The following is an 11,283-nucleotide window of genomic DNA, read 5'->3' on the forward strand; positions in this document are numbered from 1 at the left end:
CAGTACGGGGCGGTAGCCGGCGTCGTCGGCGGCGCCGAAGGGGGTCAGCGCGCGGCCGAGCCCTCGGTGTAGTCGTCGTCGCTCTGCTTCCACGCGAAGTGGGCGCGCAGGTCCTTGCCGGTGGCCTCGATGGGGTGACCGGCCTCCTGCTCGCGCAGGCGGGCGAACTCGACGGCACCGTTGTCCTGGTCGTCGATGAAGCGCTGGGCGAAGGTGCCGTCCTGGATGTCGGCGAGGATGCCGCGCATCGACTCCTTGACCCGGTCGTCGACGACGCGCGGGCCCGAGACGTAGTCGCCGTACTCGGCGGTGTCGGAGATCGACCAGCGCTGCTTGGCGATGCCGCCCTCCCACATGAGGTCGACGATGAGCTTGAGCTCGTGGAGCACCTCGAAGTAGGCGATCTCCGGCTGGTAGCCCGCCTCGGTGAGGGTCTCGAAGCCGGCCTGCACGAGGTGGCTCATGCCACCGCAGAGCACGGCCTGCTCGCCGAAGAGGTCGGTCTCGGTCTCCTCGGTGAAGGTCGTCTTGATGACGCCGGCGCGGGTGCCGCCGATGCCCTTCGCGTAGGACTTGGCGAGGTCCCAGGCGCTGCCCGAGGCGTCCTGCTCGACGGCGATGATGTCGGGGATGCCGCGGCCGGCGACGTACTCACGACGCACGGTGTGGCCCGGCGCCTTGGGCGCGACGAGGATGACGTCGACCCCCTTCGGCGGCTGGATGTAGCCGAAGCGGATGTTGAAGCCGTGGCCGAAGACGAGGGCGTCGCCCTCGGTCAGGCCCGGCTCGATGTCCTGCGCGTAGACGTGACGCTGCACCTGGTCGGGGGTGAGGATGACGATGACGTCGGCCTCCTCCACCGCCTCGGCCGGGGTGACGACCCGCAGGCCCTCGTCCTGCGCCTTGGCGCGGCTCTTGCTGCCCTCCTGGAGGCCGACGCGGACGTCGACGCCGGAGTCGCGCAGGTTGAGCGCGTGGGCGTGGCCCTGAGAGCCGTAGCCGATGACGGCCACCTTGCGCCCCTGGATGATCGACAGGTCCGCGTCGTCGTCGTAGTACATCTCGGCCATTGGTGGGCCTCTCCTTCAGCTTCGGTGTGGTTCGGTCTGGGGGTGCGGGTGACGGGTGGGGACCGTCACCCGAGGGTCAGTGCCGCCCGCCGCGGTCGGTGATCGAGCGTCCGCCCCGGCCGATGGCGACCATGCCGGACTTGACGATCTCCTTGACGCCGTACGGGTCGAGGATCTCGAGCATCGCGCGGTGCTTCTCGGCGTTGCCCGTCGACTCGATGGTCAGGGCGTCGGCGGTGACGTCGAGGATGCGCGCCTTGAAGAGCTGGGTGGTCTCGAGGATCGCGCTGCGACTGCTCGCGTCCGCGCGGACCTTGACGAGGAGCAGCTCGCGGTCGACGGAGGCGAGCGGGTCGAGCTCGACGACCTTGAGCACCTCGACGAGCTTGTTGAGCTGCTTGGTCACCTGCTCCAGCGGCAGCTGCTCGACCTCGACGACGACGGTCATCCGCGACACGTCGGGCTGCTCGGTCGGGCCGACGGCGAGGCTGTCGATGTTGAAGCCGCGCCGCGAGAAGAGCGCGGAGATGCGGGCGAGGACGCCGGGCTTGTCCTGGACGAGGACCGACAGGGTGTGCTTGCTGCTCATGCTCGGCTCCTCACGCGTCCTGGTCGGCGGTGGAGGTCTGGCTGCTGTGGTCGGCGTCGGTCGACTGCTCGACGGCGTCGGAGTCCTCGCGGTCCCACTGGGGCGCGGCGTCGCGGGCGATCTGGATCGCGTCGTTGCTCACCCCGGCGGGCACCATCGGCCACACCATCGCGTCGCGCTCGACGACGAAGTCGACGACGACCGGGCGGTCGTTGATCGCCATCGCCTGGCGGATCGTCTCCTCGACGTCCTCCGGGCGCTCGCAGCGCAGCCCGACGCAGCCGTAGGCGTCGGCGAGCTTGACGAAGTCGGGCACCCGGCTGCCGACCGAGGTGTGCAGGTCGGTGTTGGAGTAGCGCTTGTCGTAGAAGAGCGACTGCCACTGCCGGACCATGCCCAGGCTCGAGTTGTTGATGATCGCGACCTTGATCGGGATGTCGTTGATGACGCAGGTCGCGAGCTCCTGGTTGGTCATCTGGAAGCAGCCGTCGCCGTCGATCGCCCACACGACGCGGTCGGGCTGGCCGACCTTCGCGCCCATGGCCGCCGGCACGGAGTAGCCCATCGTCCCGGCGCCGCCGGAGTTGAGCCAGCTGCCGGGGCGCTCGTAGTCGATGAACTGAGCGGCCCACATCTGGTGCTGGCCCACGCCCGCGGCGTAGACGGCCTCGGGGCCGGCGATGCGCCCGATCGTCTCGATGACGAGCTGGGGGGCGAGGGCGCCCGGGTCCTCGCTCGGGGTGTAGCCGACCGGGTAGCTGCGCGCCCAGCCCTGAGTGCGGCGCACCCAGCCCGACAGGTCGGGGCGGGGGGCCTCGGAGGCGGCGACGGCGGCGGTGAGCTCGGCGATGATCGCCTTCGCGTCACCGACGATCGGCACGTCGGCGATCCGGTTCTTGCCGATCTCGGCCGGGTCGATGTCGGCGTGGATGACCTTCGCGTCCGGGGCGAAGGAGCTCAGCTGGCCGGTGACCCGGTCGTCGAAGCGGGCGCCGAGGGTGATGAGCAGGTCGGCGCGCTGGAGCGCGGTCACCGCGGCGACCGACCCGTGCATGCCCGGCATGCCGAGGTGCAGCGGGTGCTGGTCGGGGAAGGCGCCGCGCGCCATGAGGGTCGTGACGACGGGGATGCCGGTCGCCTCGACGAGCGCGGCGAGCTCCTCGTGGGCCCCGGCGCGGATGACGCCGCCACCGACGTAGAGCACGGGCTGGCGGCTGGCCGCGATGAGCTTGGCCGCCTCGCGGATCTGCTTCGCGTGCGGCTTGGTCACCGGGTGGTAGCCGGGCAGGTCGACCTGCGGGGGCCAGGCGAAGGTGGTGCGGGCCTGCAGGGCGTCCTTGGCGATGTCGACGAGGACCGGGCCGGGTCGGCCGGTGCTCGCGACGTGGAAGGCCTCGGCGATGACGCGCGGGATCTCCGCGGCGTCGGTCACGAGGTAGTTGTGCTTGGTGATCGGCATGGTGATGCCGCGGATGTCGGCCTCCTGGAAGGCGTCCGTCCCGATCGCGGCCGAGGCCACCTGACCGGTGATGGCGACCATCGGCACGGAGTCCATGTAGGCGTCGGCGATGGCCGTCACGAGGTTCGTCGCGCCCGGGCCGGAGGTGGCCATGCACACGCCGACCTTGCCGGTCGCGGTGGCGTAGCCCTCGGCGGCGTGGCCGGCGCCCTGCTCGTGGCGCACGAGGATGTGGCGGACCTTCACCGAGTCCATGAGCGGGTCGTAGGCCGGGAGGATCGCACCGCCGGGGATGCCGAAGACGACCTCCGCACCGACCGACTCGAGCGAGAGCACGAGGCTCTGGGCGCCCGTCACCGGGACGGGGGCAGGGGGGTGCGCGGCCTGCGCCTGACGAGCGATGCTCGCCGGGCTGGGTGCAGGCGGCGTCGACGACTGGGTCGCGCTGTCGCTCACGGCTTGGCTCCACTTCTCGTGTCGGTCCGGACCATCATCCGCCCCATGAAAAAACCCTCCAGTCCTGGGGCGAGGACATGAAGGGCGCGCGCTGCGGTCGAGCGAGTCGCTCAGGCAGCGCGCCGGTGAAGTACGAGGGTGATGGCCACGGGAGCACTGTCCTCCCGGCCTCGCCGCGGTGTCAAACTTCGAGACAGAGGGGACCACATCGTGGACAATCGCTGGAGCGAAGGGAGAGGTCTCGAGGCTCCTCGCTGCGCTCGTCGCACCTCGACCGCCACCACGGGGGCTCGACCCGATAACCGGGTGACAGGGGCGGGCGGGTGCGCGAGCCTTCGGGGATGGACGCCTCACCCACCCTCGACATCGCCCTGCCCGAGGGCCTCGCCGCCCGCCCCTTCACCGCGGCGGACGTCTCCCCCTTCGTCACGCTCGTCCGGGCGACCGAGGCGCTCGACGCCGGCGAGGCGCTCATCGAGGACGCGGACGTCTCGGCCGAGTGGCGCGGGCCGAGCCTCGACCTCGCGCGCCGCTCGATCGGGGTCTACCGCGGCGAGACGCTCGTCGCCGGGGGCTTCCTGCGGCCGAGCGACACCGGCCTGCTCGCCGTGCACCCCGACCACCGCGGTCAGGGCATCGGGACTGCCCTGCTCGCCTGGGCCCGTCGCACGGTGGCGCGCGACGGCGGCACCACCCACGGGCAGAGCGTGCCCGTGGGCAGCACCGCCGAGGAGCTCCTCGTCGACGCGGGCGGGCGGGCGACCTACGACGCGTGGATCCTCGAGCTGCCCGCCGACAGCCCGGTACCCACGGGGGTGCCGAGCGGCTACGAGCTCGGGCTGGCCCGGGCCGAGGAGCTGCCCGACGTGCACCGGGTCGTCGAGACCGCCTTCGGGGAGTGGGAGGGGCGCCGGCCGGTCGGCTACGAGGACTGGCGCGCCTTCTTCGTCGAGCGTGACGACGCCGCGCCGTGGCACCTGCAGGTCGCGCGCGACGGGTCCGGCCAGGTGGTCGGCGTCGCGATCGTCACGGGGGCCGAGGGCGACGTCGCCTTCGTCCACGAGCTCGCCGTCGACCGCGAGCACCGCGGTCGCGGTCTCGGTGCGGCGCTGCTCGGGGTGGCCTACGCCGCCGGCCGTGAGCGCGGGCTCCCCGTCGGGCAGCTGTCGACCGACTCGCGCACCGGGGCGCTCGGCCTCTACGAGCACATCGGGATGCACGTCACCTCGACGTGGCGTCACCTCGAGCTCGACGCCGGCTGACCCGCCACGTACAGCAGCGGCGGCCGACCGTGAGGTCGACCGCCGCTGCTCGTCAGGTCACGCAGACCGTGGTGTCGATGCGTTGCTCAGTAGTAGCGCGTCGTGCACAGGTAGATGCGGGTCTTGACCGTGCCGGCAGAGGAGCTGCCCTGGGCCTGGCGCTGGGCCTCGCGGACGGCAGGCCACTTCGCGAAGTCCGTGCCGTAGCCGTAGCGGACCGGACGGTTCTTGCTGTCGTACTTCACCGCGACGGCGGCGCAGCCGTTGCGGACGGCGACGATGTTCTTGCAGTAGCCGTCGTTGCTCGAGTACTGCGTGTTCTTCTTGCAGCGGTTGAGCGCGTACTGCTTCGCCAGGGTCGAGCTGCCGTAGTCGTTGATGTAGCCGACGTCGAGCGTGCGGGTGTTCATCGCGATCGCGCCGTAGTAGACGCGGCGGCTCTCGTCGCTCGGCGCCGAGGTGGAGGGCAGGGCGGTCGCGGCGGTCAGGCCCACGGCGGCGAGGGCGACAGCAGCGCCCCGGATCATCGTCTTCATGTTCACTTTCTTCCCCTGTGACGTGGTGCGGCCGGTCGCCGCACACGGAGGCTATCGGCTGGGGGGCCTGGCTACGACGGGGAGCACTCCCCGCTCGTCACGGGGTGCGGAAGTCCTCGAGGGAGGCGGCGCCGAAGCTGAGGTCGCTCCACTGCCCCTGGTAGCGCAGCACCGCCGCAGCACCGGGCGGGAAGCCGAGCGAGAGCGCCTCGTGCGCCGCGTCGGCACCCTCGCCGTCGGCGAGCAGGCTCACCGCGGCCGGCACGGTCGGCGCGTGACCGACGACGAGGACGAGCTCGGCGTCGGGTGTCGACTCACGCAGCACCTGCAGGACGTCGTCGACCTCGCCCTCGTAGAGCCGCCGCTCGACCTGCACCTCGGCCTCGGCGCAGCCGCCGCAGGCGATCGCCTCGACGGTCTGCCGCGCGCGGGCGGCCGGCGAGGTGATGACCTCGTCGCACCCCATGCCGTGCGCCCGCAGCCAGCGCCCGAAGTCCTCAGCGCGCTCCTGCCCCTGCTCGGTGAGGGCCCGCTCGGCGTCCTGGCCTCCTGGCGGGGCAGCGGCCGCCTCGGCGTGACGCACCAGCACGATCGTCTTGGACTCCGCTGCCCGTGTCATGGCGCTAGTCAACTCTCATCGGGGCCTGCTCGCCAGGGTCAGCCGTGCCCCACGACGTTGATCGGGTCCTCACCGGCGCCGAGAGCGCGCAGCTGCTCGCGCAGCAGACGCACCCCGCGGGGCCGGAAGGCGGTGCTCATCCCACCGACGTGCGGCGTGACGAGCACGCCCGGCGCGGACCACAGCGGGTGGTCGGCGGGCAGCGGCTCGGGGTCGGTGACGTCGAGCGCGAAGGAGATCCTCCCTGCGTGGCGCAGCACCGCGTCGGTGTCGAGGACGGGTCCGCGGGCGACGTTGACGACGAGCGCGCCGTCCGGCAGCGCGCCGAGCAGCTCGTCACCGAGCAGCCCCGCCGTGGCGTCGGTCAGCGGCACGATGACGACGACGACGTCGTGCTGCGGCAGCAGCTCGGGCAGCTCGTCGACGCCGTGGACGCTGTCGACGAGGTCGTCGCCGGCGCGGGCCCGGGAGGCCACCGCGGTGACCGAGACCTCGAAGGGGGCGAGCCGCCGGGTGATCGCGCGGCCGATCGAGCCGTAGCCGAGGAGCAGGACCCGGCTGTCGGCGAGCGAGCGGCGCTCGCGGCGGTGGGCGGTCCAGCTGCCGCTCGTCATGTCGCGGGCCGCGTCGTCGATGCCGCGCAGGGAGGCCAGGGCCAGACCCACGGCCAGCTCCGCGGTCGAGTCGTCGTGGACCCCCGCGCCGTTGGCCAGCGCCACCCCCTTCGGCAGGACGGGAAGGACGTCCTCGTACCCGGCGGAGAAGAGCTGGACGAGGCGGACCGACGGCTTCTGCGCGACCGGCTCGACGCTGCGCGCGCCGCCCATGTACGGCGCGACGAAGACCTCGACGTCCTCGTCGGGCACCGGGCCCTCCGGGTCCCAGACGACGGGCGTGATCCCGTCGACCGGGCCGACGTCGTCGAGCCAGGACTGGTCGGGGAAGGAGACGGTCACCATGGCGGCGAGTCTAGGTTGAGTACTTCTGCTCATGGACAGCGCGGGCCTGTGGTGGGTCCCTATGAGGACGGCGCTGGAGCCGTCGGCGCCGACGAGCACGAGAGCAGGGACCCATCATGCACCGACAGCGTCATCTCGCCCGCTCCGCGGCCGTCCTCGCAGGGGCGGCCCTCCTCGCCGCGGCGAGCGCCGTGCCGAGCAGCGCCGCCCCGGACCCGCGGGGCGCCGGGCGCGACATCACCCCGACGACCGACCACCGCTACGCGACGAGCTGGGTCGTGCTCGGCGGGGGCTTCCAGAACGAGTTCGGCCCGCCGATCCGGGGCAACCGGCACCAGGTCAAGCTGACGACGGACAACGGCGTCGTCAGCGGGTCGATGCGCTCCTACTACTGCCCGGCCGGCGCGAGCGTCAGCCCGACGTGGGCGTCGTCGCGGTGCGTGCACCGTCAGACGATGACCTTCGAGAACTTCGAGCGGCAGAAGGTCGGCCGGGTCAGCTCTACCGGCCTCTCTGCGAAGCAAGAGGGCCTCATCGTCGGGCGCCGCGGCACCGATCGCTGGCCGATCGAGCCGGACTTCACCCTCTACGCCAGCGGACCGGTGACCGACGACGGCGACGGGACCTTCTACTCCTTCTGGCGCGAGGCGACCGTCTCCGGCTCGTTGTCCGGGCGCCCGATCCTCACCGGCGCGAAGCAGGAGGGCTACATCGGCGGCTACGGACCGGCCTGACCGCGAGGACGCGCGAAGGGGGCCGCCCGGGTGATCCCGGGCGGCCCCCTTCGGGCGCTGCGTCGCTCAGGCGCCGAGGCGGGAGAGGATGATCTCGCGGGCCCGGCCGGCGTCGGCCTGGCCGCGCATCTCCTTCATCACCTGGCCGATGAGCGCGCCGGCGGCCTGCACCTTGCCGGCGCGGATCTTGTCGGCGATGTCGGGGTTGGCGGCGATGACGGTGTCGACGGCCGCCTCGAGCGCACCGTCGTCCTGGACGAGCTCGAGGCCCCGGGCGTCGGCGACCTGGGTCGGTCCCCCTTCGCCGTCGAGGACGCCCTCGAGGACCTGGCGGGCCATCTTGTCGTTGAGGCGACCGGAGGCGACGAGCGACTCGAGCTCGGCGACGTGCGCCGGGAGCAGACCGACCTGACCGGCGTAGGTCACGAGGTCGACCCCCTCGCCGTTGGCCCGGCGGGACGGCTCGCCGAGCCACCACTTGCGGGCCGCCTGCGGGGTCGCACCCGCCGCGACGGTCGCCTCGACGATCTCGAGCGCGCCGGCGTTGAGGACGTCGCGCATCTCGAGGTCGGAGTAGCCCCACTGCTCCTGCAGGCGCTTGCGGCGCTGGGCCGGCGGCTCGGGCAGGGTGCCGCGCAGCTGCTCGACCCACGCGTCGTCGGGGGCGACGGGCACGAGGTCGGGCTCGGGGAAGTAGCGGTAGTCCTCGGCGTCGGACTTCTCGCGGCCCGAGGTCGTCATGCCGGTGTCCTCGTGCCAGTGACGCGTCTCCTGCACGATCGAGCCGCCGGACTCGAGCACGGCCGCGTGGCGGCAGATCTCGTACCGCACGGCGCGCTCGACGGAGCGCAGAGAGTTGACGTTCTTGGTCTCCGAGCGGGTGCCGAGCGGCACGGCGAGCTGCTCGGGCGAGCGGGCGTCGTCGCCGGCCTTCGCGCGCAGCGAGAGGTTGACGTCGCAGCGCATCGAGCCCTGCTCCATCTTCACGTCCGAGACGTCGAGGGCGCGCAGCAGGTCGCGCAGCGCGGCGACGTAGGCGCGGGCCACCTCGGGCGCGCGCTCCCCCGCACCGACGAGCGGCTTGGTGACGATCTCGATGAGGGGGATGCCGGCGCGGTTGTAGTCGACGAGCGAGTACTCGGCACCGTGGATGCGACCGGTGGAGCCGCCGACGTGCCAGCTCTTGCCGGTGTCCTCCTCCATGTGCGCGCGCTCGATCTCGACGCGGTAGACCTCGCCGCCGTCGAGCTCGACGTCGAGGTAGCCGTCGAAGCAGATCGGCTCGTCGTACTGCGAGGTCTGGAAGTTCTTCGGCATGTCCGGGTAGAAGTAGTTCTTCCGGGCGAAGCGGCTCCACGGCGCGATGGAGCAGTGCAGCGCCAGACCGATCCGGATCGCCGACTCGACGGCCGTGGCGTTGACGACCGGCAGGGCGCCGGGCAGGCCGAGGCAGACCGGGCAGACCTGGGTGTTGGGCTCGGCGCCGAAGGTCGTCGCGCAGCCGCAGAACATCTTCGTCGCGGTGCCGAGCTCGACGTGGACCTCGAGGCCCATGACCGGGTCGTAGACGCCGAGGGCCTCGTCGTAGCCGAGGACGGCGTCGGCGCGGGTGGTGCTCATCTCAGGCTCCCTGGGTGGTGGTCGTGCCGGTCAGGGCCGGGGCGCGGTCGAGGAGGTGGCCGCCCCACTGCGCGACGAGACGCTGCTCGAGCGCGGCCCCGACGGAGTAGAGGCGGTCGTCGGCCATGGCGGGCGCGAGCACCTGGAGACCGGCGGGCAGGCCGTCCTCGTCGGCCAGGCCGCTCGGCAGGGACATGCCCGGCAGACCGGCGAGGTTGGCCGGGATCGTCGCGATGTCGCCGCGGTACATCGCCATCGGGTCGTCGGTCTTCTCGCCGAAGCGGAAGGCCGTCGTCGGGGCGGTGGGGCTGACGAGGACGTCGGCGCTCTCGAAGGCCTTCGCGAAGTCGTCGGCGATGAGGCGGCGCACCTTCTGGGCGCTGCCGTAGTACGCGTCGTAGTAGCCCGAGGAGAGGGCGTAGGTGCCCAGGATGATGCGGCGCTTGACCTCGTCGCCGAAGCCGGCGTCCCGGCTGGCCGCCATGACCTGCTCGGCGGAGGGGGCGTCAACCCCCTTCGGGCCGACGCGCAGGCCGTAGCGCATGGCGTCGAACTTCGCGAGGTTGCTGCTCGCCTCGCTCGGGAGGATGAGGTAGTAGGCGGCGAGCGCGTAGGTGAAGCTCGGGCACGAGACCTCGACGACCTCGGCGCCGGCGTCGACGAGGTGCTGGACGGCCTCGTCGAAGCGGGCCTGGACGCCGGGCTGGAAGCCCTCGCCGGTGAGCTCGCGGATGATGCCGATGCGCATGCCGGAGACGTCGGCGCGCTCGGCGGCGGCGACGACCGCGGGCACCGGGGCGTCGATCGACGTCGAGTCCATCGGGTCGTGGCCGGCCATGACCTCGTGGAGCAGCGCGGTGTCGAGGACGGTGCGGGCGCACGGGCCGGCCTGGTCGAGCGAGGAGGCGAGCGCGACGAGGCCGTAGCGCGAGACCCCGCCGTACGTCGGCTTGACCCCGACGCTGCCGGTGACGGCGGCCGGCTGGCGGATCGAGCCACCGGTGTCGGTGCCCGTCGCGAGCGGCGCCTGGAAGGAGGCGACGACGGCGCTCGAGCCGCCGCCGGACCCGCCGGGCACGCGCTCGAGGTCCCAGGGGTTGCGGGTGACGCCGTAGGCGGAGTGCTCGGTGGACGAGCCCATCGCGAACTCGTCCATGTTCGTCTTGCCGAGGATCGGCAGGCCCGCGTCCTTGAGTCGGCGCACGACGGTCGCGTCGTACGGCGGCTCCCAGCCCTCGAGCATCCGGCTGCCGCACGTCGTCGGCATGCCGATCGTCGTCATGACGTCCTTGACCGCGATCGGGACGCCGGCGAGACGGTGGAGGGACTCCCCCTTCGCCCGGCGGTCGTCGACCTGCTGGGCCTGCTCCATCGCCACCGCGCCGGCGACGTGGAGGTAGGCGTGCACCGACTCGTCGACGGCGTCGATGCGGTCGAGGTGGGCGCGGGTCGCCTCGACGGAGGAGATCTCTCCGGAGGCGAGGGAGTCGGCCAGGGCGGCGGCGGTCAGCCGGGTGATGTCGCTCAAGTTCGGTCCTTCGGGGCGGGTGTCGCGGCGGGCTCGGGGTGCGAAGGGGGCGTGGCCGCCCCCGTCGGCGGCGCTCAGTCCTCGGTGAGGATGCGCGGGACGGAGAAGCGCTGCTCCTCGGCCAGCGGGGCGGCGGCGAGCGCCTCCTCCGGCGTGAGGGAGGGGCGGACCTCGTCGGGGCGGGTGACGTTGACGAGCGGCATGGGGTGGCTCATCGGCTCGACGCCCTCGGTGGGCGCCTGCTGCACCTGCGCGACGTGGCTGAGCACGGTGTCGAGGTCGCTGACGAGCCGGTCCAGCTCCTGCGGCTCGAGCTCGATCCGGGCCAGGGAGGCGAGGTGGGCGACGTCGTCGCGGGTGAGGTCGGACATGGCGGCCAGTCTACGGACCGCTGCGGCTGGCCCGTCCACCTCCCGGCCGCCCCCGACCCGGGGCCGGGACGACGAGGCCG

11 protein-coding genes are annotated in these 11,283 nt (G+C 72.5%); 2 read left to right on the forward strand and 9 right to left on the reverse strand.

Annotated features, from left to right (window positions below; genetic code table 11):
* Nucleotides 1-44: 44 nt before the first annotated feature.
* The 3 genes from ilvC to EEW87_RS06645 all read right to left on the reverse strand — a co-directional run bounded on the left by ilvC (nt 45) and on the right by EEW87_RS06645 (nt 3,574).
* Nucleotides 45-1,070: a ketol-acid reductoisomerase gene (ilvC, locus tag EEW87_RS06635; protein WP_123093313.1), complete on the reverse strand. Its 1,026-nt coding sequence runs from the start codon at nt 1,068-1,070 to the stop codon at nt 45-47.
* Nucleotides 1,071-1,146: 76 nt separating this feature from the next.
* Entirely contained in the window at nt 1,147-1,659 is a 513-nt protein-coding gene (gene ilvN / locus EEW87_RS06640) for an acetolactate synthase small subunit (RefSeq protein WP_068274490.1), read from the reverse strand.
* A gap of 10 nt (nt 1,660-1,669) precedes the next feature.
* Nucleotides 1,670-3,574: an acetolactate synthase large subunit gene (locus EEW87_RS06645; protein ID WP_123093314.1), complete on the reverse strand. Its 1,905-nt coding sequence runs from the start codon at nt 3,572-3,574 to the stop codon at nt 1,670-1,672.
* 341 nt (nt 3,575-3,915) lie between these two features.
* Here EEW87_RS06645 and EEW87_RS06650 point away from each other — a divergent pair, with 341 nt between their 5' ends.
* A complete protein-coding gene (locus EEW87_RS06650; protein WP_123093315.1) occupies nt 3,916-4,836 on the forward strand; it encodes a GNAT family N-acetyltransferase in 921 nt (306 codons plus the stop codon).
* 86 nt (nt 4,837-4,922) lie between these two features.
* Here the strand turns inward: EEW87_RS06650 and EEW87_RS06655 are convergent, their stop codons facing one another.
* The 3 genes from EEW87_RS06655 to EEW87_RS06665 form a co-directional block, all read right to left on the reverse strand.
* Nucleotides 4,923-5,372, reverse strand: a complete 450-nt coding sequence (locus EEW87_RS06655; RefSeq protein ID WP_123093316.1) for a DUF4189 domain-containing protein — start codon at nt 5,370-5,372, stop codon at nt 4,923-4,925.
* A gap of 97 nt (nt 5,373-5,469) precedes the next feature.
* Entirely contained in the window at nt 5,470-5,991 is a 522-nt protein-coding gene (locus EEW87_RS06660; RefSeq protein ID WP_123093317.1) for a SixA phosphatase family protein, read from the reverse strand.
* A 38-nt stretch (nt 5,992-6,029) separates the two neighbouring features.
* A complete protein-coding gene (locus EEW87_RS06665; RefSeq protein ID WP_123093318.1) occupies nt 6,030-6,950 on the reverse strand; it encodes a 2-hydroxyacid dehydrogenase in 921 nt (306 codons plus the stop codon).
* Nucleotides 6,951-7,066: 116 nt separating this feature from the next.
* On the opposite strand from EEW87_RS06665, the gene EEW87_RS06670 reads away from it, so the two are divergent.
* On the forward strand, nt 7,067-7,684 hold the full coding sequence (locus EEW87_RS06670) for a hypothetical protein (RefSeq protein ID WP_123093319.1): 618 nt from the start codon (nt 7,067-7,069) through the stop codon (nt 7,682-7,684).
* 66 nt (nt 7,685-7,750) lie between these two features.
* Here EEW87_RS06670 and gatB read toward each other — a convergent pair whose 3' ends face one another.
* The 3 genes from gatB to gatC form a co-directional block, all read right to left on the reverse strand.
* A complete protein-coding gene (gene gatB, locus EEW87_RS06675) occupies nt 7,751-9,304 on the reverse strand; it encodes an Asp-tRNA(Asn)/Glu-tRNA(Gln) amidotransferase subunit GatB (RefSeq protein WP_123093320.1) in 1,554 nt (517 codons plus the stop codon).
* Between the two features lies 1 nt (nt 9,305).
* Nucleotides 9,306-10,832 (reverse strand): Asp-tRNA(Asn)/Glu-tRNA(Gln) amidotransferase subunit GatA, encoded by a 1,527-nt coding sequence (gene gatA, locus EEW87_RS06680; protein WP_123093321.1) that lies wholly within the window; start codon nt 10,830-10,832, stop codon nt 9,306-9,308.
* Between the two features lie 74 nt (nt 10,833-10,906).
* Nucleotides 10,907-11,203 carry an Asp-tRNA(Asn)/Glu-tRNA(Gln) amidotransferase subunit GatC gene (gene gatC / locus EEW87_RS06685; protein WP_123093322.1) on the reverse strand — a complete coding sequence of 99 codons (297 nt, stop codon included), beginning with the start codon at nt 11,201-11,203 and terminating at the stop codon, nt 10,907-10,909.
* Nucleotides 11,204-11,283: the final 80 nt, after the last annotated feature.

Source organism: Janibacter melonis (assembly GCF_003721155.3).
Classification (GTDB): domain Bacteria; phylum Actinomycetota; class Actinomycetes; order Actinomycetales; family Dermatophilaceae; genus Marihabitans; species Marihabitans melonis.

What these genes read in the sequence shown, in the direction of transcription:
- ilvN (WP_068274490.1), bottom strand. Translation starts at nt 1,659, where the DNA reads ATGAGCAGCAAGCACACCCTGTCGGTCCTCGTCCAGGACAAGCCCGGC.
- EEW87_RS06655 (WP_123093316.1), bottom strand. Translation starts at nt 5,372, where the DNA reads ATGAAGACGATGATCCGGGGCGCTGCTGTCGCCCTCGCCGCCGTGGGC.
- EEW87_RS06660 (WP_123093317.1), bottom strand. Translation starts at nt 5,991, where the DNA reads ATGACACGGGCAGCGGAGTCCAAGACGATCGTGCTGGTGCGTCACGCC.
- EEW87_RS06650 (WP_123093315.1), top strand. Translation starts at nt 3,916, where the DNA reads ATGGACGCCTCACCCACCCTCGACATCGCCCTGCCCGAGGGCCTCGCC.
- gatB (WP_123093320.1), bottom strand. Translation starts at nt 9,304, where the DNA reads ATGAGCACCACCCGCGCCGACGCCGTCCTCGGCTACGACGAGGCCCTC.
- gatC (WP_123093322.1), bottom strand. Translation starts at nt 11,203, where the DNA reads ATGTCCGACCTCACCCGCGACGACGTCGCCCACCTCGCCTCCCTGGCC.
- EEW87_RS06665 (WP_123093318.1), bottom strand. Translation starts at nt 6,950, where the DNA reads ATGGTGACCGTCTCCTTCCCCGACCAGTCCTGGCTCGACGACGTCGGC.
- EEW87_RS06670 (WP_123093319.1), top strand. Translation starts at nt 7,067, where the DNA reads ATGCACCGACAGCGTCATCTCGCCCGCTCCGCGGCCGTCCTCGCAGGG.
- ilvC (WP_123093313.1), bottom strand. Translation starts at nt 1,070, where the DNA reads ATGGCCGAGATGTACTACGACGACGACGCGGACCTGTCGATCATCCAG.